Here is a 24606-nt window from a genome sequence, read left to right on the forward strand (position 1 = left end):
CGATTATTGGGCTGACGACATCCATTCCGGTTTCTGGAAGGCGCTGTAGATATTTTGCGGATCGTCGATCACCGCGCGATACGCCGGAGATTTCACCGCCTCAACAATATCTTTCGCGAACGGTTTATCCGCATCTTCACTGCGTACCGCGATGATATTTTTCAGATTTTCGTCCAGGTGTTCCTGCTTGATGGCGCTGGCGAGATCCATTTTTGCCGCCACGGCAAAGTTACCGTTGACCAGCGCACCGGTCACACCGTCCAGCGTACGCGGCAGTTGTGCCGCTTCCAGCGGTTTAAACACCAGCCCTTTCGGATTGCTGGCGATATCGCGCTCGGAGGCTTTAGTTGGATCAATATTGTCTTTGATGGTGATAAGGCCAATAGACTGCAGGAAACGCAGACCGCGGGCCAGGTTGGTGGGATCGTTGGACAACGTGATCACATCCCCTTTTTTCAACTCATCCAGGCTTTTGATTTTGTGCGAGTAAAACCCCATCCCGGCCGTCGGGACCACAATCAGCTTGCTCAGCTTCAGGCCTTTATCGGCGGTGAATTTGTCAAAATAGAGCGAATGCTGGAACAGGTTAGCATCAATGCTACCGTTGGAGAGCGCCATGTTTGGCTGCACGTAATCGCTGAATTCGCGCACCACTACCTTGTAACCTTTCTCTTTCAGCGTAGGGGCAATGGCCTGTTTCACCATATCGCCGTATGGCCCAGGCGCGACGCCAAACACGATTGTGTGCGGGTCACTGTTCGCATGAGCAAATTGTAAGCCGCAGGCCAGTAACAGCGCCCCGGTCGCGACGCGTAAACTCTGACGCAATCCCATATTTTCTCCATTTTAACGTTGTGGTGTCATGTCTCACGCCGTTCATGCGGCGTTGTTCTCGTTGGCCTGATAACAGGCAGATTTCTAACATGACACAGATCACAACCTGCTGTCCTTGAAATTATTTCATGATGTTGCAGAGTATGTTTTTAAATGTGAGAAGGTATGAAAAAGCCGGATGTCGGCACAAGTGCCTTATCCGGCCTACAACTGCTTTCTTAGGCCCGATAAACGCAAGCATATCGGGCGGCAGGCGTCGATTAGAAGTCGTAACGCAGACGCACCAGGTTCATGTCACCCAGATTGTCGGTGCTGGAGGTAAAGACGTGTTCGTAATCAACACGGAAACCGTAATCCAGCTGGAAGCTGATCCCTACGCCGTTGTCGGTACGCAGGTAGTTACGGCCATTCACGTACTCAATACGGTCGCCCATAAAGTAAGGCTGAACGGATTTCAGCGCATACTGACCCACCGGGAAGGTGTAACCGGCGAAGTATTCCAGACCCCAGGCGTCACCGGCAAAGTAGTCGTTAACAGAGACTTTTTTGGTGGTCATGAAGTTTTGATACCAACCGCCGCCCATCGAGAAGGTCCAGTTGTCCGGTTTCCAGCTCAGCGCGGTACCGACGATGTTTTGATCGTAGGTTTTGCTGGTGTTGCCACGCATTTCCGCGCGAGTGTAGTTCCACGCCGTACCCCAGGTCAGGTCATCGGTAATATGATAATCCACACCCAGTGAGCCGCCGCCTTTACGCTTGTAGCGCAGACCGTTGTTCGGGTTGTAATCATCACTGAACAGATAAGAGGCGTAGAGATCCACATCACCAACGGTATTCTTATACTTCAGTGATTTACGCGTACGATAGGAACCATCATAGTCGCCATTAATACCGTTACCTGGCGCCTGACCGATCATGTCATAGTCCCAGATATCCGTTTTCGCACCGACTACATCATAGTAAATGCTGTTCTGTTGACCAAAGGTCAGCGTACCCCAGGTTGCACTCTTCAGACCGGTGTACAGCATACGACGCGTGGTATCGTTGGCACCGTCAGCGTAGTGGTTATCCCAGTTGAACATTGCCGGGAAGTTAACGCCCAGCTCGTAGTAGCTCACCCAACTGATATCATCAAACAGATAGTAGTCAGCGGCGAAGCGGAAACGTGTACCGCCATCGAAGCCATTACGTTTGTAGCCATTCTTACCATCGTCACCGGCCATATTCTGGAACTGCGGACGAATACTTCCGCCGACGGTGAAGTTAAGACGGCTCAGCGGGTTGCCCGCCTGCGGATCTTGTTTCAGGACCGTGATTTCCGCCTGTGAAGCGAAAGTCGTTAATGCCACTGCTGCGCCGATCGATACCGCCAGCGCTGTTTTTTTTATAGTCATTATTTATACCTTGATAGATAGCCTGCCAATTATTCAGCACACAAATATTAACGTTTATTAATACTCTCGTGTTGTTGGGTTTTTATTGTTCTGTGCTGTTAAATATCAAGGAGTTAACAATTTGTGCTACATAGAAAAAAAGACGCACCGATTTTAAAACCGGTGCGTAATCATCACGAATATGAATTAACTACTGAACTGACGGAACAGCGCTTTACCTTTTAGCAGACGTGAACCGAGCCATCCGCCGCATAAAGAGAGCAGCAATGCTCCACTAAATGGTAATACTACCCACAGTCGCCAGTCTGGCTCCCACGGGAAATCAAACACTTTGGTTTGCAGTACCGCCAACGCTGTTTCCGCACCGATGGCCGCCACCAGTCCGGCAACCATCCCGAGCATGGCGAACTCGCACCACAGCGTGGTACGCAGCAGCTTCTTACCTGCTCCCAGCGTGCGCCAGACCACCAACTCCTGATGACGCTGACGCATCCCGACCTGGACCTGCGCCAATAGCAGCAGCATGCCACAGGCGGTGACCAGTACCACCATCACCTCCAGTGCGCGGCTCACCTGATCCAGCACCTGGCTCACCTGTTTGAGGATGGCGCCAATATCCAGCAGGCTGATGGTCGGGAATTCGCGGTTAAGCTGCGTTAGCATGCCGTTGCCGTTCTCCCAGCGAAAGCTGGTTAACCAGCTTTGCGGCTGAGCATCCAGCGCGCCGGAGGGGAAGATAAAGAAGAAGTTGGGCCGCAGGCTTTCCCAATCCACTTTGCGCAGACTGCTGACCGTGGCGCTGAAATCCTGGGTATCGCCCATAAAAGTCACCCGATCGCCGAGTTTGACATTCAGCCGTTTCGCTAACCCCTCTTCCATCGACACTTCGCCCGCTTTTGGTGGCCAGCTTCCGGCGGTTATCGGGTTATGATCCGGTCGGGTATCCTGCCAGGTCAGGTTAAGCTCGCGGTTCAGCGCCTCATCCTGATTGCCTTCGGTCGGCTTCTCATTGATAGCCGTCAGACGCGCCCGCACAATCGGATAGAACGATTCCGGGATCACCTGATGCTCGGACAGGAAAGCCTTCAGCGGAACCACCTGCTCGGTGGCAATGTTGATCAGATAATAGTTCGGACTTTCGGGCGGCATTTGCTGCTGCCAGCGGTCGAGCAGATCGCCGCGCAGCACCAGTAACAACGCCAGCAGCATAAAGGAAAGCGAAAATGCCGATAGCTGGCTGAGCGTTGACCACGGCTGGCGTAACAGTCGACTGACCGCCAAACGCAGCGGCAGTGAGGAGAGCGTCAGACCACGCAGCACGTTGAGCAGCATCCAGCCGAGCACCCCGCACAACAGCGCCAGTACCACCGCACCAGCCAGTACCGCCCACAGCAGCGAACTTCCGCCCATCAGTCCGGCAAGCAGTGCAATCACGACTATCATTACCACCGGCAAATAAAACTTCAGGGGCCAGACGTTTGCCACCACGTCACGGCGCAGCACCCGCAGCGGCTGCGTCGCCAGCAGCAGGCGGTAAGGGCGTAACCCCACCAATAGCGAAATCACCGTCATGGTGCCTAGTGCCCATAACCACGGCCAGGGGCTGGCAGGCGGTAGTTCTCCAGGCAGAACCGGCTTGAGCAGCAGCACCAGCACGCGCTCGAATAACAGTCCGAATAGTCCGCCGGTCACGCCAGATAGCGCCAGCACCATCAGCCATTGACCAACAATCAGCCTGCGCAGTTGCGCTCTGCCCGCGCCGAGGGTTTTCAGAATAGCCACCAGATCGTAACGGCTGCGGCAATAATGGCTCATCGCCACGGCAACCGCGGCGACCGCCAGCAACAGCGTTAACAGCGCCGACAGCAGCAAGAACTGTTGCGAACGCTCAAGTGATTTCCCCAGCGCCCCTTCATCCTGCTCCAGCCCATACCAGCGCTGTTCAGGCTTTAACTGTGGCAGCAGCCACTTTTCATAGGCTTCCAGTTGCGATGGCGTCCCGCCAAATTTATAGCGCCAGGTCACGCGGCTTCCCGGCTGGACCGCCGCCGTTTTTTCGACATCCGCCATGTTCATCATCAGACGCGGTGCTATCTGGAACGGATTAAAACCAGAGTCCGGCTCCTGCACCACCTCCCCGGCAATGCGCAGCGTGGCATCGCCAACGTCGATGGAATCACCGACTTTTAAGTTGAGTAGCGCCATCAGACGTGGGGCCAGCAGCACCGAGCCTGGCTGCGGTTTCAGTCCCGGCGGGTTGGTTTGCAGTGTGCCGTACATCGGATACACATCATCTACCGCTTTGACGTTCGCCAGCTGCGGCGTATCCCGGGCAAAAGTCATGGTGGCAAAGGTGAGCTGTTCGCCCACCTTCAGGCCACGCTGTCGCGCCTCGTCAATCCACGCTTTCGGCACGGTACGCGAACTTTGTAGCGACCGATCGCCCGCCATAAACTCACGGCTTTGCTGGCTCAGCCCTTTTTCCATACGATCGCTGATATTGCCCAGCGCCAGCACACAGGCTACCGCCAGGCTCAGCGCCAGCCAGACAATCAGGAGTGAAGGCGAGCGCCATTCGCGCCAGAACCAGCGTGCAATCATGCCTCCTCCTGCAACTGTCCATTCACCAGACGTAAGCGCCTGTCGCAACGCGCCGCCAACTGCGGGTCATGCGTCACCAGAATCAGGGTGGTGCCGTGTTCCCGATTCAGAGAAAACAACAGGTCGGCTATTTTGTCTCCGGTCTGGCGATCGAGGTTGCCCGTTGGTTCATCGGCAAACAGCACGTCAGGGCGACCGTTAAACGCTCGCGCCAGCGCCACGCGCTGCTGCTCCCCGCCGGAAAGCTGGGCCGGAAGATGATCGAGACGTTTTCCCAGTCCCAGTTGTTCCAACAGCGTTTTTGCCCCGTCACGACTTTTTCCGCTATTTTCGCCGCGCAACAGCGCGGGCAGTTCGACGTTTTCCAGCGCGTTGAGGGTCGGAATTAACATGAATGACTGGAAGACAAAACCCACGTGCCGCGCCCGCAGCTGCGCCCGGGCTTCTTCGTCCATGGTGTGCAGCGCCTGTCCCACCAGGCTGACTTCACCGCTGGTGCCATCGTCAAGCCCGGCGAGAATCGCCAGCAGCGTGGATTTCCCCGATCCCGACTCGCCAATCAACGCAATGGTCTCGGTGCGTTTGACAACCAGTTCAACTCCGGTAAGGATGGATAGCTCATGATCACCCTGACCGACGGATTTCTTAAGATGATGAACTTCAACAATGTTTTCCGCTGGCATTGGCCTTTCCTGTTCCTGGTCCTGTTAACTTTCCGCGCCGCCGCAGCGGACACGTTATTAATTCTGGGTGACAGCCTGAGCGCCGGATACCGAATGTCCGCCAGCGCCGCGTGGCCTGCGCTACTTAATGATAAATGGCAAACCAAAACGCCGGTGGTGAATGCCAGCATTAGCGGCGACACCTCGCAGCAAGGTCTGGCCCGTCTGCCTGCATTACTCAAGCAGCACCAGCCGCGCTGGGTGCTGGTCGAACTTGGCGGCAACGACGGCCTGCGCGGCTTCGCGCCTGCGCAAACCGAACAAACCCTGCGCACGATTTTGCAGGACGTGAAAGCGGCAAATGCCGAACCGCTATTAATGCAAATTCGTCTGCCGGCAAACTACGGTCGCCGTTATAATGAAACCTTTAGCGCGATTTATCCAAAGCTCGCCAAAGAGTTTGATATCCCTCTGCTGCCATTTTTCATGGAAGAGGTTTATCTGAAACCCCAGTGGATGCAGGATGATGGTATTCATCCTAACCGTGACGCCCAGCCGTTTATCGCCGACTGGATGGCGCAACATCTCACCCCTTTTCTATCCTAAATAATTCGAGTTGTATGAAGGCGGCAAGTGAGAGAGTTCCCAGGAGCATAGATAACTATGTGACTGGGGTGAGCGAGCGTAGCCAACGCGCAGACAACTTGAAGTATGACGGATATAGTAAATCACGACTCGTAATTCAACGGAGATCCTGACAGGTAAAGTTATGCAAAAATCGGTCTTAATAACAGGATGTTCCAGCGGAATCGGCCTGGAAAGTGCGCTTGAGCTAAAGCGCCAGGGTTTTCAAATTCTGGCAGGCTGTCGCAAACCTGACGATGTCGCGCGTATGAACAGCATGGGATTCACTGGCGTGTTGCTGGATCTGGATTCACCCGAAAGCGTGGATCGTGCCGCCGATGAAGTGATCGCCCTGACCGATAATCGTTTATATGGGATCTTTAACAACGCCGGATACGGTGTCTATGGTCCCCTGTCCACCATCAGCCGCGAACAGATGGAACAGCAGTTTTCCGCCAACTTCTTTGGCGCACATCAGCTTACCATGCGCCTGTTACCTGCCATGTTACCCCACGGCGAAGGGCGCATCGTGATGACCTCCTCGGTAATGGGATTGATCTCAACGCCGGGACGCGGCGCCTATGCCGCCAGCAAATATGCACTGGAAGCCTGGTCCGACGCACTGCGTATGGAACTGCGCCACAGCGGGATTAGGATCAGCCTGATTGAACCTGGCCCCATCCGTACCCGCTTTACCGAAAACGTCAACCAGACCCAGAGCGATGCTCCCGTTGAAAATCCCGGCATTGCCGCGCGTTTTACGCTGGGACCAGAAGCGGTTGTCGCCAAAGTGCGTCATGCGTTTGAGAGCGATAAACCAAAGCTACGTTATCCGGTTACGCTGGTGACCTGGGCAGTGATGCTGCTTAAACGCCTGTTGCCAGGCCGCATAATGGACAAAATTTTACAGGGTTGAGTTGAAGCTCGCGCGTCAGCCCCCATGTAACAAGAAATCGACAAAAGAGAGTAACTCCATGTCCACACAGAATATTGTTAACATTAACGAATCGAACCTACAGCAGACCCTCGAACAGTCGATGACCACGCCGGTCCTGTTCTATTTTTGGTCTGAGCGCAGCCAGCATTGTCTGCAATTAACGCCGGTACTGGAGAACCTTGCCGCCCAGTATAACGGTCAGTTTATTCTCGCTAAGTTGGACTGCGACGCCGAGCAGATGATCGCCTCCCAGTTTGGTCTGCGCGCGATCCCTACGGTTTATCTGTTCCAGAACGGCCAGCCGGTAGATGGATTCCAGGGCCCGCAACCGGAAGAGGTTATTCGCGCGCTGCTGGAGAAAGTGCTGCCGAGCGAAGAAGAGCTGAAAGCACGCCAGGCTATCGAATTCATCGAAGCTGGTAATCACGCGGATGCGCTGCCGCTGCTGAAAGAAGCCTGGCAGATCTCCAACCAGAGCAGCGAAATCGGTCTGCTGCTGGCGGAAACGCAAATCGCCCTGAACCGTTCTGATGAAGCCGAAGCGGTACTGAAAACCATTCCGTTGCAGGATCAGGACACCCGCTATCAAGGGCTTATCGCACAGATCGAACTGCTGAAGCAGGCGGCGGATACGCCGGAAATCCAACAGTTGCAGCAACAGGTTGCCAGCAACCCGCAGGATGCCGCGCTGGCCACGCAATTAGCCATCCAACTCCATCAGGTCGGACGCAACGAAGAATCGCTAGAATTGCTGTTCAGCCACCTGAAGAAAGATCTTACGGCTGCCGACGGTCAGGCGCGTAAGACCTTCCAGGAGATCCTTGCCGCACTGGGAACCGGTGATGCGCTGGCTTCGAAATACCGCCGCCAGCTGTACGCGCTGTTGTACTAATTGGTTCATCATGCCCGATGGCGCTACGCTTATCGGGCTTACAAACACAACCAACACCTCATTCCCGTCGGCCGGATATGGCGGTAGCCGCCATACGGCATCACATCACGGTTTCTTTAATGGCGTTACCACTAATTGGTGACGTGAGTTATAGAATTTTCGATAGGTTAAGTAGCAGGCGATAATGGTCGACAGGCTGGCGGTTGATAGCAGCATAAACGTCACCATAATCTGATACTTAATCGCTTTTACCGGGTCAATACCTGCAAAGATCAATCCTGACATCATTCCCGGTAAACTCACCAGCCCCACGGTCTTCGCTGAATCAATCGTCGGGATCAGCGAGGCGCGAATGCTGTCGCGAATAAGCGGTGCAGAAGCCACCTTCGGCGTTGCGCCGAGGCTGAGTTTTTCCTGAATTTGCTGCTGCTCGCTGTTAAACCTCTGCCCCAAATTGTTGTAACACAGCCCCACCGCCACCATCGCATTGCCTGCAATCATGCCGGAGATCGGGATGACCTGCATCGGCGTGAACTCGATAGAGCCTGAAAGAACCAGCACCGAAAGCGTTAGCCCCGCTCCCACCGTAATAGCAATAAACGACGAGAGAAAAGCTTTATCAATATATTTACTGCGTTTTTGCGCGTTATAGGCCGCGTTAAAGCAGATAAACAGCACCATCAATAAGGTCAGAATGCTATGGTTGACGCCGAAAATATATTTCAGCACGTAGCCCACGATAATAAGCTGAACCACTGCCCGGCAAACGCTCCAGAGAATATCTTTTTCCAGCGCCAGCTTTTCTTTGTTGCTGATCAGTATCGCGACCACCACCAGCATCATCGCTAACGCCAGGGATTCATTGGTAATATTATGCTCGTTCATTACTTACTTCCTGCATTTCACCGGCGTGCGGTTGAAGGGTTATGACGTTATCCGCATGATCAATTTCATCTTTGTCATGCGTCACCCACAGCACAGCAATATTCTTATCGCGAACATAGTGGTGAATTAATTCGTTCACATTACGCTTGTTGGATTCATCCAGCGCGCTGGTGATTTCATCAAGCAGCAGAATTTTCGGCAGAAACTGCAAATTACGAATTAACGAGACGCGCTGCTTTTCGCCGCCGGATAGCTCATTGATATTTTTTTTGAGGATCGTCTCGGGTAACTCAAAGCGGGCCAGATCGGCCAGAAACACATCCGGATCCGGACGTTTGTCGCGAATTTGCCAGGGGAAAATGAGATTGTCGTAAACGGTGTCACCAAACAAAGCGGGCGTTTGCGCGCAATAAGAGACCTGCTGGCGATACGTTTCCGGCTTGAGGGTATTTATCTCTTTACCCTCAAAGAGAATCTCACCACCAGTCGGACTTATTAACGACGCCACAATCTTGAGTAACGTGCTTTTACCGCAGCCGGACTGGCCGGTAATCAGCTTAAATTCTCCGGCGTGGAGATCAAAACAGATGTTATTAAGAACCTGCGTCGCCCCTGCCTGCCATGCGACATTTTTTAACTGAAGCAGAATGCTGCTTTCTTCCATTACCAATCCCTTTTTACATCTTTCGTGCAGATAGTCTATCCCTGTAATTTATTATAGGGGAGCCCACCTTGATAAATCGGGTATAATTTGACTAATGAGGCAGTAAAGGACAGCACAACAGGAGGTTTCATCAATGCTCATTTTTATTCCTATTCTTATTTTTGTCGCGCTGGTGATCGTCGGCGCAGGCGTCAAAATCGTCCCGCAGGGATATCAGTGGACGGTAGAGCGTTTTGGCCGTTACACCAAAACCCTGCAACCGGGTTTAAGCCTTGTTGTACCGTTCATGGACCGCATTGGTCGTAAGATCAATATGATGGAACAGGTGCTTGATATCCCCTCTCAGGAAGTCATCTCCAAAGATAACGCCAACGTCTCGATTGATGCTGTGTGCTTTATTCAGGTGATCGATGCGCCGAAAGCCGCGTATGAAGTCAGCAACCTGGAACTGGCGATCATCAACCTGACCATGACCAACATTCGTACTGTTCTCGGCTCGATGGAGCTCGATGAAATGCTCTCCCAGCGTGACAACATCAACACGCGCCTGCTGCATATTGTTGATGAGGCCACCAATCCCTGGGGCATCAAAATCACCCGTATTGAGATTCGTGACGTGCGTCCACCGGCGGAACTGATTGACGCCATGAACGCGCAGATGAAAGCCGAACGTACCAAGCGCGCCTACATTCTGGAAGCCGAAGGGATCCGCCAGGCGGAAATCGTCAAGGCCGAAGGTGAGAAGCAGTCGAAAATCCTCATCGCGGAAGGTGAACGTCAGTCCGCATTTTTACAGGCTGAAGCGCGTGAACGTTCCGCAGAAGCAGAAGCCCGCGCAACACAGATGGTGTCTGAAGCCATTGCCGCCGGGGATATTCAGGCCGTGAACTACTTCGTGGCACAGAAATACACTGAAGCGCTGCAGCATATCGGCTCGTCGAATAACAGCAAAGTGGTGATGATGCCGCTGGATGCCAGCAGCCTGATGGGTTCCATTGCCGGGATCGCCGAACTGGTTAAGGACAGCGCCAGCGAGCGGAAAAAATCATGATAGCGATGATTCTGGTGCACCCGCATATCTTCTGGCTCAGCCTCGGTGGTCTGTTACTGGCCGCCGAGATGCTGGGCGGCAACGGCTATCTGCTGTGGAGCGGCGTGGCAGCGGTGATTACCGGTCTGGTCATCTGGCTCGTTCCACTAGACTGGGCGTGGCAGGGGGCAATGTTCGCTGCCCTCACCCTGCTGGCGGCCTGGCTGTGGTGGAAGTGGCTGGCAAGACGCGTTCAGGAACAGCAGCCGGCCGATAGCCATCTTAACCAACGTGGACAACAGTTAGTTGGCCGTCGATTTACTCTGGAAACTAACCTGGTCAATGGTCGCGGACATATGCGCGTCGGCGACAGTTCCTGGCCCGTTAGCGCCCGTGACGATTTGAGCGCCGGAACGCAGGTTGAAGTCATTGCCGTTGAGGGAATCACCCTGATTATAAAAGCGGTATCACACTAAAAAGACAGGAAATAAGACTATGGTCAGGAAGACACCCCTTGCCTTTGCCCTTTGCACATTGCTGACCGCCGCCCCGCAGGCATTCGCTTCGTTCGATATGGAAGACTGCAAATGGAGCGACGACAGCTGCCTGCTGAAGGGAACGCCGACCTTTAACCCTGAAAACGACAGCCGCGACAACCTGCTGCGGCTGCTGAGCCAGGAAAAATCATTTGCTCTGCCCGTGCAGTCGATGCCCGCAGACATCACTCGCTCCCGCGATTTCTATTTTGCCTATCACCCGCAATGGGATGAGGCTGCCCCGCAAACAGCGGCAGCTCAGGCATCCGCCGCGGACAGCCCTCTCTCCCGACAGATGGCCGAGCTGAACATTAGCGCCGACGAAATAAACATCAATGACGCTGAGCTAGAGAACCGTCATGTTTCGAATAACGCCGAGAGCGTTAGCGCCTTTTTTGCCGCGCTGTTGGCCGATTCCACATTAACAGCGGAACAGCGTCAGGCCTTAGCCCAGGCGCGTACAGGACTGCTTTCCGGAGCAACCCGCGAGCAAATTGAGTCTTCTCTTGCCACCTTCCCGGCAGATTCTCAAGCTCTGCCCTATAAAAGCTATCTGGCAGCAGCAGCCAGTTTCTATGCCGGTGATTATGCCAGTGCCGAACGGGATTTCACTCAGCTTGCTACAAGCGACCGTCCGTGGCTGGCAGAGACCGCGCAATACATGCTGATGCGCACGGCGTTGAACAAGAGCAGTCAGAACAGCGTGGGCGAGTACGGCGATTTTGATATTGCGAAAATTAATCGCGAGGATGCCACTCAGGCTCAAGAGTTGGCGCAGGCCTATCTGCAGCGTTTTCCCCAAGGACTCTACGCTGACTCTTCACGAGGCATGTTGCGTCGCATCAACTGGTATTTACAGTCATGGCCGCAGTTAGCCGGGTTGTATGAACAGACGCTTCAGCAGTCGGCTGACGCACATCAACTGCGCGAAAATGTCATCGAATACGATAATGTCTATGGCATGGCGTTCTACGACCAGTCCGTCGTTGAGGCCTTCCCCGACGCGCCGCGAGTCAGCTATATCGAGCTACTACGCGCGCTGCGCCTGGATAACAATAACAAACCGACGCTGACGCAGGCACAGCTCGACGCCAGCAAACCGGTGTTTGAACAAAGCCAAAAACTGCCGCTATGGCGCGATCTGCAACTGAATCTGTGGCTGGCAACGGGCAACTACGCGGCAATTATTCAGGCAGTTACGCCAGCGCAGAAACTTGCTGCTCACGATACCCTCGCCTTCAGCGAACAGGTGCTGTACGGCGAAGCGTTGATGGGCCAGAAAAAATGGGCCGAGGCGCGCGATTTCTGGCAGCAGTTGTTAAAACTCAGCCAGGATAACGAACAGCAGCAATATGTACAGGCTAAGCTTGCCGCCACGCTGGTGTATAGCGGCGACGTGGCAGCGGTTTTCGCACCGAATAGCGCGGTGACCAACCTGCGCTTTCGTTCGCAGGTGCTGAAAACGCAGGCCACGCCAGAACTGCTGCGCCAGCAGGCCGTTCATGGCCCGAATAACGAAGAGCGTACCATTGCGTTGCATACGCTGCTGGTGCGGGATCTTACAGAGAATCGTTTTGGCGACTGGCTTACTGACAGAAAACTGGCCAGCGCGATTACATCACCGGTCATTGGCGAAGCGTTTGCTGACGTTAACCTGAGCATATTCGACTGGAATGGCGACACGGCGCAGGCGGGTTATACGTGCCGCAGCCTCAATGAAACGGTAACGGTATTGAGCAAAAAAGCGGATGATGCTCACGCGCTGAACTGCCTTGGCGAATTCTTCCGCACCACGCAAACACATGTCGACCTGTGGAAAAACAGCGCTGGCAACGACGTGCTTGAATCAGCTATTTCGCGTAAGAAACCGTTCGGCCAGTTCGACAGACAGAGCTACTACCAGCAGGTAATCACCTCACCCACCGCGGAAGTCGAAGATAAGAGCTTCGCGCTGTATCGCGCCATCATGTGCTATGCGCCATCAGGCGCTAACGAATGTGGCGGAGAAGACGTGGACAAATTGCAGCGTAAGGGCTGGTTCACCCAACTGAAAACGCAGTATCCGGGAAGCCCGTGGGCGCAAAAACTCAAATATTACTGGTAACCGCACTGCTTCTCGGCCAGGCACAGGCGGCGGATATCGTCGCCGCCCGTGAACATTCAGCCTTCTGGCTGTGGTCTGGGGTGAAAGCCAGTGACGAGCTGAAAGACGCGCAAACGGTTTATCTGCACCAGGGCGAGGTAATGGTTCGTTCCGGTAACGTGGTGTTCCAGCGCCTCGGACTGCCGGTCAGTCGTCTGTCTTTTCCCTCAATCTGGCTGACCGTGCGCTTTACAACCCTCGACGTACCGGAAGAGATCCCGGCGCGTATCATACGGTTGATGCAGCGCTGGCAGACCGCCGGGAATAACGTCGTCGGCCTGCAGGTTGATTTTGACGCAGCGACCCATCAACTGACCGACTACGCCCGCTTTCTGCAGCAACTGCGCCAACAGCTCCCGGCCGAGTTTGCGCTAGGCGTAACCGGACTACTGGATTGGGCAAAAACGGGCGACGTCGCTACGCTGAACGCGTTGGCGGTCGATGAACTGGTGGTGCAAAGCTATCAGGGGCGTCACACGGTGACGAATTATCAGGCGTATCTACCCGCGCTGAGCCGCCTGCGCATTCCATTTAAGCTGGGACTGGTGCAAAACGGTAGCCGAGATCCACTGGCTGAAGCGCAGCTTGAGAAATCTCCGTGGTACCGCGGTACGGTGGTGTTTATGCTTAATCCTTCTCGCCGTTAAGCCTTCGCTTTGTGATGGCAGCAGCCGGAGAGATTATCCATAATAGGACATTCAGCGCTGTCATCACCCGGGCAACTGTCCGCCAGCGCCAGTAAATGCAAGCGCATGGCCTGCAGCTCACTGATATGCCGCTCAATATCCGCCACCTTTTCCAGGGTGCGCTTTTTCACATCCGCGCTGTGACGCGCCGGATCGTTAAACAGGTTTACCAGCTCGCCGCACTCTTCCAGATTAAATCCAACCTGCCGCGCCTGACGCAGCAACGTCAGTTCATTCAGATGCTGTTGGTTGTAAGTGCGATAGCCATTGTCACTACGCAGCGGCGGCGTCACCAGTCCTTTCTCTTCATAAAAGCGAATGGCTTTGCTGGTTAAACCGGTTTTTTTCGCAACATCGCTAATATTCACATTTCCCCCGCGGTGCTTGTTGGTGCTGAGCCACATTATAGCCCAGATTGCCGTAATCATTTACCCGAGAAATCTGCACATTATAAGCCAACAAAGAGATGAATAAATCCTTTCTATTCACATTGTTATACCCGATACAGATCACATTTCAGTATTTATTGACCGTACAAAATTGACTCAAATCAAAAGATATATTGGTTATGCATCTTTCATATTGAACAAAGGGAAACATTTTTATATACAAATGCGAATGATAATGATGATCATTTACATTTAATAAAGGTTCTCTTATGTTGCCACGGATTAACCAAAGGCCATTTATTCTTTCAGCCCTGACATTATGCATGTCCGGCGCTGCTTCTGCAGCTACCTCTACAACACACGCTTCAACGCCCGACGATGATACGGTGATCGTCACGGCTAACCGCTCTGAAAGTAGTCTCTGGGATAGCCCGGCAACTATTCAGGTTATCGATCGCCAGACGCTGCAAAACTCCACCAGCGTTTCTATTGCTGATGATTTACAAGATATTCCCGGCGTCGAAGTCACCGATAACGCCCTCGCTGGCCGGAAACAAATTCGTATCCGTGGCGAAGCCTCTTCGCGGGTGCTGATTTTGATCGACGGCCAGGTCGTCAGCTACCAGCGCGCCGGGCAAAACTACGGGGCCGGTTTGCTGATTGACGAATCCGCGCTGGAACGGATTGAAGTAGTAAAAGGCCCCTACTCTGTCCTTTACGGTTCGCAGGCGATTGGCGGTGTCGTAAACTTTATTACCAAAAAAGGCGGCGATAAGCCTCTCGGCGGCAGCGTTAAGGCCGTTTATAACTCGGCAACGGCAGGATGGGAAGAATCAGCAGCAGCCTGGGGCAGCATCGGAAACTTTGACTACCGCATCAATGGCAGCTACTCCGACCAGGGGGACCGCGATACGCCTGACGGGAGATTGCCCGACACCAATTTCCGTAATAACGGCCAGGGCGTGTGGCTTGGCTACAATTTCGATCGCCATAAAATCGGACTCTCCCTCGATCGTTACAAACTGTCTACTCAAACCTGGTTTGACGATCCAGAGGGCCAGTTCGACGACTTTAGCGTCAAAATACCTAAGCTGGAACGCGAGAAAATCGGTCTTTTCTACGACTACGCGGCTGGCGGGGATTACCTGAAGAAAATCCATGTTGACGCATACACCCAGACAATAGAGCGCAAATTTGAAAACCGGGTCAAAACGACTCAGGTAATCCCCAGCCCGGCGATTAAAGCGCTGACGATAAACAATCAAACCAATACCAACGACAAACAGTATACCCAGGGGGTAACGCTGCAGGGCAATTTCGCCCTTCCCGCGAACAACGAGCTGGTGATTGGCACTCAATATCAGCATGACAAAATCAAACAGGACACGGACGGCAGTACGCGCCAGACCGCAGCTACCGGCTTCTTCGATACGCAAACCCGCACCCTGTCATACAACGAAGCGGAGCAAAGCAACACCTCATTGTTCGCGCAAAACGACTGGCGCTTTGCCGATGACTGGACCTGGACCGTAGGCGCACGCCAGTACTGGCTGTCTTCGAAGCTCAATCGCAACGATACGCAAACCCTGCAAAGCAGCGGCAGCACCTGGCATTCCACCGGGGGAAATTCAGTACACGATGATGAACTGGTGACCTCAACCAGCCTACGCTATTCCGGTTTTAAAGATCTTGAACTCCGGGCAGCATATGCCCAGGGCTATGTTTTCCCCACGCTGACTCAGCTGTTTATGCAGACGTCCGCAGGCGGAAGCGTGACCTACGGCAACCCAAACCTGAAGGCGGAACACTCGAATAACTATGAGCTGGGCGCACGGTATAAAGGGAATATGTGGCTGATTGACGGCGCCATTTATTACTCCGAAGCCAAAGACTATATCGCCAGCCTGGCCTGTTCAGGCCAACCCGTTTGCAGCGGTAATACCACCTCTTCACGGGGCGGCTATTACTACTACGAAAACATCGATCGGGCCAAAACCTGGGGCATGGAACTCACCGCAGAATACAACGGCTGGGCGGTTTCACCTTACCTGAGCGGTAATCTCATTCGCCGTCAGTACGAAGGCAATACCCTAAAAACCTGGGATACCGGCGAACCCACGCTGACCGGGCGTGTCGGCCTGAAACATACCTGGTTGATGAATGTCGCTAACGTGACGTCCGATGCCTTTATCCGCGCGGCGTCCAGCGCTAAAGATAATACCGGCACCACGGAAATCAACTACCCAGGCTGGGCCACACTTAACCTCGCATTCAACACCGAGTTCGGTCCGCAGGACCAGTATCAGGTCAACCTCGCGCTCAACAACCTGACCGATAAGCGTTACAGAACCGCACATGAATCTATTCCAGATGCTGGTTTCAATGCCGCCGTTGGCTTTGCGTGGAATTTCTGACGATGAAAAAGCTCATGATTGGCTTACTGAGCCTCGCCTGCGTTTTCAGTGCCCAGTCCGCCGACCGCCTGGTGGTGGCGGGCGGCTCGCTTAGTGAACTGGTATACGCCATGGGCGTCGGCAACCTGGTGGTTGGCGTTGATGAAACCACCTCGTATCCGCCCGAAACTGCCGCACTCCCGCATATCGGCTACTGGAAGCAGTTAAGCAGCGAGGGCATTTTGTCGCTCCATCCGGACAGCTTTATCACCTGGCAGGATGCAGGTCCCCAAATCGTGTTGGATCAGTTGCGGGCGCAAAAGGTTAACGTCGTGACGTTGCCGCGCGTACCGGCCACCGTCGAACAGATGTACGCCAACATTCAAGAACTGGCTACAACACTGCACATTCCTGACCAAGGTGAGGCGCTAGTCAATCGCCTGCAGCAACGTCTGGAGCGTATTAAGCACAGCGTGGCGGCGAAAAACGCGCCGGTCAAAGCCATGTTCATTCTCTCTGCTGGCGGCAGCGCACCTCAGATCGCCGGAAAAGGCAGCGTTGCCGATGCCATTATGACCCTCGCAGGCGCACAAAATGTCGCCACCCATGCGCAGTATAAAAGCTACAGCGCGGAGTCACTGATCGCCGCCAACCCGGAGGTGATCGTGGTGACGTCGCAAATGGTCGATGGCGGTCTGGCTCGCCTGAGCGCGATTGCCGGTATTACCCACACTGCGGCCTGGAAAAACCAGCGCATTGTGGCGGTAGACCAGGCGCTGATTCTGGGAATGGGACCACGCGTCGCCGATGCGGTTGAAGCCCTGCACCAGCAATTCTGGCCTCACTAACTGGATTTATTAAGAAGAATGAAAACTGAACATTCGCTGGATCTCACCGCGCATTTTGCGCTCGAGGGAAGTCAGCCATTTAAGGATCGCCGCGCCACGATGCCCTGGCGTGGGGCGATCCCGGTTGCCAAAGAGCTATTGTCACAGACCTGGCAGGAGGTCATCAACCAGCCAACCCCACCGCGTAAACGGCTGGTGTACTTGCATATTCCTTTTTGTGCAACACATTGTACTTTCTGCGGTTTTTATCAAAACCGATTTGAAGAAGACAACTGCGCCCGCTACACCAACGCGCTGTTGCGCGAAATAGAGATGGAAGCTGATAGCGCATTACATCAGTCAGCCCCCATTCACGCCGTCTATTTTGGCGGCGGTACGCCTTCTGCGCTGTCTGCACAGGACCTGGCCAGAATCATTACCGCGCTGCGTGACAAGCTACCGTTGGCGCCGGACTGCGAAATCACCATTGAGGGACGGGTGCTCAATTTTGACGATGCGCGAATTGATGCCTGCCTTGACGCTGGCGCCAATAGATTTTCAATCGGTATTCAGTCTTTTAACAGCCGAATCCGCAAGAAAATGGCGCGTACTTCGGACGGCCCGACCGCGACGGCCTTTATGCAGGGACTGGTAAAACGAGATCGTGCCGCCGTGGTGTGCGATCTGCTGTTTGGTCTGCCAGGACAAGACGCAAAACTGTGGGGCGAGGATCTGGCGATTGCCCGCGACATCGGCCTCGATGGCGTAGATCTTTATGCGCTGAATCTGATCCCTAATACACCGCTTGGCAAAGCGGTTGAAACCGGGCGCACAACCGTTCCCTCTCCCGCCGAACGCCGCGATCTCTATCTTCAGGGCTGCGATTTCATGGACAGCGCGGGCTGGCGCTGCATCAGCAACAGCCACTGGGCGCGTACCACACGGGAACGCAATCTGTACAACCTGCTGATTAAACAGGGTGCAGACTGTCTGGCATTCGGCTCTGGCGCAGGAGGGTCAGTCAATGGCTATTCCTGGATGGTCGAGCGCAACCTGAATACATGGCATGAATCTATCGCCGCCGGAAAAAAACCGCTAATGATGATGATGCGCACCGCCGAGCGTGGTTTCCAGTGGCGACACACTCTCCAGGCTGGTATTGAGACGGCCCGCGTTCCGCTGGATGAGCTGACGCCTCATGCACAAAAACTGGCCCCGCTACTGACCCAATGGCATCACGCAGGACTGACGCGAGATGCCAGCACCTGTGTACGCCTGACCAATGAAGGGCGTTTTTGGGCGAGCAATATTTTGCAGTCTCTTGATGAACTGATTCAGGAACTTAACGCGCCGCGCATTGCGGTAGAGCAACCATAAAAGGAGTGAATAATGAGCCATGTCTCTTTACAGGATTTTTTGAAAACTGAGCCGGACGGTACGCTGGAAGCTATCGCAGCCCAGTACAACACTACATTGCTGGAGGTGGTGAAAAAACTCCCTTCCCCAACGCTGGTTTCCGGCAGTCAATTTGATACCGTCTGGGAAACCGTCTGCGAATGGGGCAAAGTCACCACCCTGGTCCATACTGCTGATGTCATTCTGGAATTCACCGGTGAATTACCTTCCGGATTCCACCGCCACGGTTACTTCAACCTGCGCGGCAAAAAAGGCATGACCGGTCATATCAAGGCAGAAAACTGCACGCATATTGCCCTGATTGAACGCAAATTTATGGGAATGGACACTGCGTCCATTCTCTTCTTCAACCAGGCGGGTAGCGCTATGTTCAAAATTTTCCTCGGTCGCGATGAGCATCGACAGCTGCTGGCCGAACAGGTCAGCGCCTTTCACACGTTGTCTTCATCTTTAAAGGAACATGCCTGATGGCTCCATGGCTTATTTTTGGTGCAGGTGGAAGCGGCGTCGGCGCGAAAACGCTGGAGCTCGCACTGGCGGAGCATCGTCCGTTGATTGCTGTCGTTCGCAATCCCCAGGTTGCTGCCGGGCTGCAGGAAAAAGGTGTGCAGGTCTTTATTGGCGACGCCTGCGACAGCCAGGTCACCGCCTGCGCCTGTCGTGCAGCGGGTCAGCATGCCACGGTGATCTCCTCCATGGGCGGTGCCCAGGATTATCTGGCGCACAGAACCGTCATTGATGAAGCAGAAAAAGCTGAGATCAAACGCATGATTCTGGTTACCTCTCTGGGCTGTGGCGACAGTTGGCCCTTTTTGTCCCCACGCGCCAGGGCCGCATTTGGCCAGGCCGTACGGGAAAAATCGTTGGCTGAAAGCTGGCTACAAACCAGTCTACTGGACTACGCCATTCTCCGCCCCGGCGGTTTGCTGAATGGTGAAGCCACAGGTCTGGCGCAACGCATACAGGCCGAGGAGTGTCATGGCTTTGTGATGCGCGCGGATGTTGCCAGGCACATTCACGAACTGGCCACGGCGCCGACACTCAATAACCAGATTTACAGTTTAGTTGAGCCGGGACTGAAACCCGCGTAAACCCCTCGCGGCGCGGAAACTTCGCGCCGCAAAGACGTTATGGAGCGTTGCGTGCTTAAGGACTCGCTTTCTTCCGTCAGCATTCTGACGGGCCTTTCTCTCTTGCTGGTCGCTCTGATGCTGTTCGGTGCCAGCCAGGGGGCGTTGAACATTAGCTTCAGCGCCCTGTTCAACGACGAATACCGAGATATCTGGTTGAACATCCGCCTGCCCCGCGTACTGCTGGCCGTTTTGGTCGGTGCTGCGCTGGCTACGGCAGGGGTCATTATGCAGGGACTTTTTCGCAATCCAATGGCCGATCCCGGCCTGCTTGGCGTCAGCAGCGGCTCCGCGCTGATGGTCGGCATCGCGATAGTTATCCCATTTTCATTCCCCGTAGTGCTGGTGTTGTATGAGCAGATGATTTTTGCCGTCGCGGGCAGCATGGTGGTCTGCACGATTATTTTCCTGATAAGTCAGCGTCATAACCACGGCGGAATGATGCAACTACTGTTAGCAGGTATCGCTATCAATGCTCTGTGCGGTTCGGCTATTGGTGTGCTGAGCTATGTGGGCGACGAACAGCAGCTACGTCAACTTACGCTGTGGATGATGGGGAATCTCGGCCAGGCCCAGTGGCCAACGCTGCTGGTTGCCAGCACGTTTGTTCTTCCAGCCATTGCAGTCACCGTCTGTATGGCGGGAACGCTTAATTTGCTGCAGTTGGGTGATGAAGAGGCGCATTACCTCGGCGTAAACGTCAAACGTAAGCGCCAGCAGTTACTGTTGCTCAGCTCGCTCCTGGTTGGCGCTGCCGTTTCCGTCAGCGGCGTGATTGGCTTTATTGGCCTGGTGATCCCGCATCTGATCAGAATGACTACCGGCGCCGATCATCGCTGGTTGATTCCTTGCTCTACGTTGGCCGGCGCCTGTTTACTTCTGATTGCCGACACGCTGGCCCGCACACTTGTTCAGCCTGCCGAAATGCCCGTTGGTCTGTTAACCAGCCTGATCGGTGGACCGTATTTCCTGTGGTTAATACTGCGTAGCCGGAGGATGTCATGATCGTCGCTGAAAATCTGGTCTACCACATTCAGGGCAGACGACTGACAGATGACGTTTCCGTGACGCTACCTGATGGAGAAATCATCGCGATTCTTGGCCCGAATGGGGCCGGAAAATCGACGCTGCTTCGCCAGCTTACGGGCTATCTGCAGCCCCACAGCGGGCGTTGTAGCTTGTTTGGCAAGCCGCTGAACGAGTGGTCAATCACCGAGCTGGCAAAAACCCGTGCCGTGATGCGCCAGAACAGTCATATGGCCTTCCCGTTTAGCGTGCAGGAGGTCATCCGCATGGGCAGGCATCCGTATCGTACGCGCAACACGGGCGATGAAACGGAGCACATCATGACGTTGTGTGACTGCCAGGCGCTGGCCGCGCGCGATTACCGGCATCTGTCGGGAGGAGAACAACAGCGGGTACAGCTGGCGCGTCTGCTGGTTCAACTTTGGGAGCCCGAACCCAGGCCAAAATGGTTGTTTCTCGATGAACCCACCTCCGCCCTGGATATTCACCACCAACAGCATCTTTTTCGTCTGCTGCGTCGTCTGGTAGGTGAACGACAGTTCAGCGTCTGCTGCGTCCTGCACGATCTCAACCTTGCGGCGCGCTATGCTGACCGCGTTGTATTGATGGAACGCGGCAGGATAGTTGATAACGGTCGTCCGCAGGATGTTCTGCAGCAATCGTCACTAAATGCACTGTACGGCGCCGATCTCACGGTGATGAATGAACCGCAGCATCGAACGCCGCTTATCGTTCTCAATCAATAACAGACCGGGAACGTGCTGACCTGACGTTCCCGTTTTTCTTCCTTTACGCCCTTTTTGCACCTTTTCTAAAAACTCCCTTGACCTTCCCCCAGATGGAAGGTTTAACCTTTATCACAGTCAGTTAATCCTGCAATAAAGGAGTTGGTTATGTCTCAAACAATCGATCTAACCCTGGACGGCTTGTCCTGTGGTCACTGCGTAAAACGCGTTAAAGAAAGTCTGGAGCAACGCCCGGACGTTGAGCAAGCGGATGTCACTGTGACTGAAGCGCACATCACCGGGAGCGCCAGTGCTGAAGCGCTGATTGAAACCATTAAACAAGCCGGTTACGGCGCGGAGTTAAGCCACCCAAAGGCTAAACCGCTGACGGAGTCATCAATCCCGTCGGAAGCACTGGCAGCGGTCCCTTCCGAGCTTCCGGCAGCTACGGCTGATGATGACAGCCAACAGTTGCTGTTAAACGGCATGAGCTGCGCCAGCTGTGTTATCCGCGTACAAGATGCTCTGCAAAGCGTACCGGGTGTCACGCAGGCACGGGTAAACCTGGCGGAACGTACTGCGCTGGTAATGGGCAGTGCGTCCGCCGACCAGTTAGTGAAAGCGGTGGAAAAAGCGGGCTACGGCGCAGAAGCCATTGAAGATGATGTTAAGCGCCGCGAGCGTCAGCAAGAAACCGCCGTAGCAACCATGAAACGTTTTCGCTGGCAGGCGGCCGTCGCGCTGCTGTTGGGTATCCCTGTCATGGTATGGGGAATGATTGGCGAAAACATGATGGTCACTGCCGACAACCGCAGCCTGTGGCTGACGATTGGTCTGGCAACGCTTGCCGTGATGGTTTTCGCGGGCGGTCATTTTTACCGCAACGCGTGGAAAAGCCTGATGAACGGCACCGCGACTATGGATACGCTGGTGGCGCTGGGTACGGGGGTGGCATGGCTTTATTCCATGAGCGTCAACCTCTGGCCGCAATGGTTCCCGATGGAAGCGCGACACCTCTATTATGAAGCCAGTGCGATGATTATCGGTCTGATTAACCTCGGGCACATGCTGGAAGCGCGGGCTCGCCAGCGTTCGTCCAAAGCACTGGAAAAATTACTCGATCTGACGCCGCCGACCGCGCGTGTTGTTACCGACGAAGGTGAAAAGAACGTGCCGCTGGCAGACGTTCAGGCGGGAATGTTGCTGCGCCTGACCACCGGTGACCGCGTTCCGGTAGATGGCGAAATCACTCAGGGAGAAGCCTGGCTGGATGAAGCCATGCTGACCGGAGAGCCTATTCCGCAACAAAAAGGCGAAGGCGATAGCGTCCACGCCGGTACGGTCGTACAGGATGGCAGCGTGCTGTTCCGCGCCAGTGCCGTTGGCAGCCATACCACGCTGTCACGCATTATTCGTATGGTGCGCCAGGCGCAAAGCAGTAAACCGGAGATTGGTAAACTAGCCGACCGTATCTCCTCAGTGTTCGTTCCGGTCGTCGTCGTCATTGCGCTGGTGAGTGCGGCAATCTGGTATTTCTTCGGGCCGGCACCACAAATTGTTTATACGCTGGTGATTGCCACTACCGTACTGATTATTGCCTGCCCTTGTGCGCTGGGCCTGGCTACACCAATGTCGATTATTTCCGGTGTGGGTCGTGCTGCTGAGTTTGGGGTTCTGGTACGTGATGCCGATGCGCTTCAGCGCGCCAGTACGCTTGATACCGTCGTTTTTGATAAAACCGGGACATTGACTGAAGGTAAACCGCAGGTTGTCGCCATCAAAACGTTTGGCAACACCGATGAAGCACTGGCAATTCGTCTGGCAGCAGCCCTTGAACAGGGGTCCAGTCACCCGCTGGCCAGAGCGATACTGGACAAAGCCGGTGATGTTACGCTGCCACAGGTCAATGGTTTCCGTACGCTGCGCGGTTTAGGCGTAAGCGGTGAAACGGAAGGTCATACGCTGCTGCTGGGCAACCAGGCGCTGCTCAATGAGCAACAGGTAGATACCACTGAAATGGAAGCTGAAATCACCGCTCAGGCATCCCAGGGGTCAACCCCGGTTCTGTTGGCGATTGATGGTAAAGCGGCGGCGCTGTTAGCGGTGCGTGATCCACTGCGTAGCGACAGCGTGGCAGCACTTCAGCGTCTGCACCGCAACGGGTATCGTCTGGTGATGCTTACCGGTGACAACCCGACCACGGCTAACGCTATTGCCAAAGAAGCCGGTATTGATGAGGTGATTGCCGGTGTTCTGCCGGACGGTAAAGCCGAGGCGATTAAACGTCTGCAAAGCCAGGGGCGTCAGGTTGCCATGGTGGGTGACGGTATCAACGATGCACCTGCGCTGGCTCAGGCAGATGTAGGGATTGCCATGGGTGGCGGCAGCGATGTGGCGATTGAAACCGCCGCGATTACGCTGATGCGCCATAGCCTGATGGGCGTCGCGGATGCGCTGTCTATCTCCCGGGCAACGTTGCGTAATATGAAGCAGAACCTGGTCGGCGCGTTTATTTATAACAGCATCGGTATTCCCGTTGCCGCGGGGATCCTGTGGCCGTTCACCGGAACACTGCTGAATCCAGTCGTTGCCGGGGCGGCGATGGCGCTCTCCTCCATTACTGTGGTGAGCAACGCTAACCGACTGCTGCGCTTCAAACCGAAAGAGTAACCCCCTGCCGCATGGCGCTCACGCTTATCCGGCCTACAAAGTGCAGGTAACATTGTAGGCTGGATAAGACGATTTCGCGTCGCCATCCGGCGATTCTCGCATTGCACCTTCCTGGACCACGCGCTAGCATGAAAGTCTACTT

Annotated in this window: 22 protein-coding genes; 15 read left to right on the forward strand and 7 right to left on the reverse strand. The window is 54.6% G+C overall.

Going from position 1 to position 24606, the window contains the following annotated elements; all coding sequences use genetic code 11:
• Positions 1-3 precede the first annotated feature (3 nt).
• The 4 genes from OGX90_RS22225 to ybbA all read right to left on the reverse strand — a co-directional run bounded on the left by OGX90_RS22225 (position 4) and on the right by ybbA (position 5512).
• Positions 4-834, reverse strand: a complete 831-nt coding sequence (locus OGX90_RS22225) for a MetQ/NlpA family ABC transporter substrate-binding protein (protein WP_079934834.1) — start codon at positions 832-834, stop codon at positions 4-6.
• Positions 835-1094: 260 nt separating this feature from the next.
• Positions 1095-2228, reverse strand: coding sequence for a porin (locus OGX90_RS22230; protein ID WP_008783995.1), 1134 nt, complete (start codon positions 2226-2228; stop codon positions 1095-1097).
• Between the two features lie 186 nt (positions 2229-2414).
• Positions 2415-4829 carry a putative ABC transporter permease subunit YbbP gene (gene ybbP / locus OGX90_RS22235; protein WP_234692818.1) on the reverse strand — a complete coding sequence of 805 codons (2415 nt, stop codon included), beginning with the start codon at positions 4827-4829 and terminating at the stop codon, positions 2415-2417.
• Positions 4826-5512, reverse strand: a complete 687-nt coding sequence (ybbA, locus tag OGX90_RS22240) for a putative ABC transporter ATP-binding protein YbbA (RefSeq protein ID WP_234692817.1) — start codon at positions 5510-5512, stop codon at positions 4826-4828. Before ybbA ends, ybbP begins: the two co-directional genes overlap by 4 nt.
• Here ybbA and tesA point away from each other — a divergent pair.
• The 3 genes from tesA to OGX90_RS22255 all read left to right on the forward strand — a co-directional run bounded on the left by tesA (position 5483) and on the right by OGX90_RS22255 (position 7944).
• Positions 5483-6097: a multifunctional acyl-CoA thioesterase I/protease I/lysophospholipase L1 gene (tesA, locus tag OGX90_RS22245; RefSeq protein WP_043015448.1), complete on the forward strand. Its 615-nt coding sequence runs from the start codon at positions 5483-5485 to the stop codon at positions 6095-6097. The genes ybbA and tesA overlap by 30 nt on opposite strands.
• Positions 6098-6260: 163 nt before the next feature.
• The gene (locus tag OGX90_RS22250; RefSeq protein WP_234692816.1) at positions 6261-7031 is read left to right on the forward strand and encodes an SDR family oxidoreductase; all 771 of its coding nucleotides are present in this window, start codon (positions 6261-6263) and stop codon (positions 7029-7031) included.
• 58 nt (positions 7032-7089) lie between these two features.
• Positions 7090-7944, forward strand: a complete 855-nt coding sequence (locus OGX90_RS22255; RefSeq protein WP_032942575.1) for a co-chaperone YbbN — start codon at positions 7090-7092, stop codon at positions 7942-7944.
• A gap of 105 nt (positions 7945-8049) precedes the next feature.
• Here the strand turns inward: OGX90_RS22255 and fetB are convergent, their stop codons facing one another.
• Entirely contained in the window at positions 8050-8829 is a 780-nt protein-coding gene (fetB, locus tag OGX90_RS22260; RefSeq protein ID WP_008783989.1) for an iron efflux ABC transporter permease subunit FetB, read from the reverse strand.
• Positions 8816-9493: an iron efflux ABC transporter ATP-binding subunit FetA gene (fetA, locus tag OGX90_RS22265; RefSeq protein ID WP_234692814.1), complete on the reverse strand. Its 678-nt coding sequence runs from the start codon at positions 9491-9493 to the stop codon at positions 8816-8818. Before fetA ends, fetB begins: the two co-directional genes overlap by 14 nt.
• A gap of 133 nt (positions 9494-9626) precedes the next feature.
• On the opposite strand from fetA, the gene OGX90_RS22270 reads away from it, so the two are divergent.
• The 4 genes from OGX90_RS22270 to OGX90_RS22285 are packed head-to-tail and all read left to right on the forward strand — an operon-like array spanning position 9627 to position 13849.
• On the forward strand, positions 9627-10544 hold the full coding sequence (locus OGX90_RS22270) for an SPFH domain-containing protein (protein ID WP_003831073.1): 918 nt from the start codon (positions 9627-9629) through the stop codon (positions 10542-10544).
• Positions 10541-10999 carry an NfeD family protein gene (locus tag OGX90_RS22275; RefSeq protein WP_048235951.1) on the forward strand — a complete coding sequence of 153 codons (459 nt, stop codon included), beginning with the start codon at positions 10541-10543 and terminating at the stop codon, positions 10997-10999. Before OGX90_RS22270 ends, OGX90_RS22275 begins: the two co-directional genes overlap by 4 nt.
• Positions 11000-11018: 19 nt before the next feature.
• The gene (locus tag OGX90_RS22280; protein WP_234692813.1) at positions 11019-13163 is read left to right on the forward strand and encodes a PA5441 family protein; all 2145 of its coding nucleotides are present in this window, start codon (positions 11019-11021) and stop codon (positions 13161-13163) included.
• Positions 13133-13849, forward strand: a complete 717-nt coding sequence (locus tag OGX90_RS22285) for a DUF3142 domain-containing protein (protein ID WP_020996569.1) — start codon at positions 13133-13135, stop codon at positions 13847-13849. Before OGX90_RS22280 ends, OGX90_RS22285 begins: the two co-directional genes overlap by 31 nt.
• Here the strand turns inward: OGX90_RS22285 and cueR are convergent.
• A complete protein-coding gene (cueR, locus tag OGX90_RS22290; RefSeq protein WP_008783984.1) occupies positions 13846-14256 on the reverse strand; it encodes a Cu(I)-responsive transcriptional regulator in 411 nt (136 codons plus the stop codon). The genes OGX90_RS22285 and cueR overlap by 4 nt on opposite strands.
• Before the next feature lie 290 nt (positions 14257-14546).
• Here cueR and OGX90_RS22295 point away from each other — a divergent pair, with 290 nt between their 5' ends.
• From OGX90_RS22295 to copA, 8 genes are all read left to right on the forward strand, one after another.
• Positions 14547-16691 (forward strand): TonB-dependent receptor plug domain-containing protein, encoded by a 2145-nt coding sequence (locus OGX90_RS22295; protein WP_234692812.1) that lies wholly within the window; start codon positions 14547-14549, stop codon positions 16689-16691.
• Between the two features lie 2 nt (positions 16692-16693).
• Positions 16694-17518 (forward strand): heme/hemin ABC transporter substrate-binding protein, encoded by an 825-nt coding sequence (locus OGX90_RS22300; protein ID WP_103284821.1) that lies wholly within the window; start codon positions 16694-16696, stop codon positions 17516-17518.
• An 18-nt stretch (positions 17519-17536) separates the two neighbouring features.
• Entirely contained in the window at positions 17537-18874 is a 1338-nt protein-coding gene (gene hutW, locus OGX90_RS22305) for a heme anaerobic degradation radical SAM methyltransferase ChuW/HutW (protein WP_128612065.1), read from the forward strand.
• A 12-nt stretch (positions 18875-18886) separates the two neighbouring features.
• Positions 18887-19381 carry a heme utilization cystosolic carrier protein HutX gene (gene hutX / locus OGX90_RS22310; RefSeq protein ID WP_128612066.1) on the forward strand — a complete coding sequence of 165 codons (495 nt, stop codon included), beginning with the start codon at positions 18887-18889 and terminating at the stop codon, positions 19379-19381.
• On the forward strand, positions 19381-20004 hold the full coding sequence (gene chuY, locus OGX90_RS22315) for an anaerobilin reductase (protein WP_032942560.1): 624 nt from the start codon (positions 19381-19383) through the stop codon (positions 20002-20004). Before hutX ends, chuY begins: the two co-directional genes overlap by 1 nt.
• Before the next feature lie 51 nt (positions 20005-20055).
• Positions 20056-21048 carry a FecCD family ABC transporter permease gene (locus tag OGX90_RS22320; protein ID WP_048235958.1) on the forward strand — a complete coding sequence of 331 codons (993 nt, stop codon included), beginning with the start codon at positions 20056-20058 and terminating at the stop codon, positions 21046-21048.
• Positions 21045-21815, forward strand: a complete 771-nt coding sequence (locus OGX90_RS22325) for a heme ABC transporter ATP-binding protein (RefSeq protein ID WP_048235959.1) — start codon at positions 21045-21047, stop codon at positions 21813-21815. The genes OGX90_RS22320 and OGX90_RS22325 overlap by 4 nt, the downstream gene beginning before the upstream one ends.
• Before the next feature lie 147 nt (positions 21816-21962).
• Complete coding sequence (copA, locus tag OGX90_RS22330; RefSeq protein ID WP_032942557.1) at positions 21963-24464, forward strand: copper-exporting P-type ATPase CopA; 2502 nt, start codon at positions 21963-21965, stop codon at positions 24462-24464.
• Positions 24465-24606: the final 142 nt, after the last annotated feature.

Origin of the sequence: Citrobacter sp. Cpo012 (genome assembly GCF_030333015.1) — a bacterium.
Taxonomy (GTDB): domain Bacteria; phylum Pseudomonadota; class Gammaproteobacteria; order Enterobacterales; family Enterobacteriaceae; genus Citrobacter; species Citrobacter portucalensis.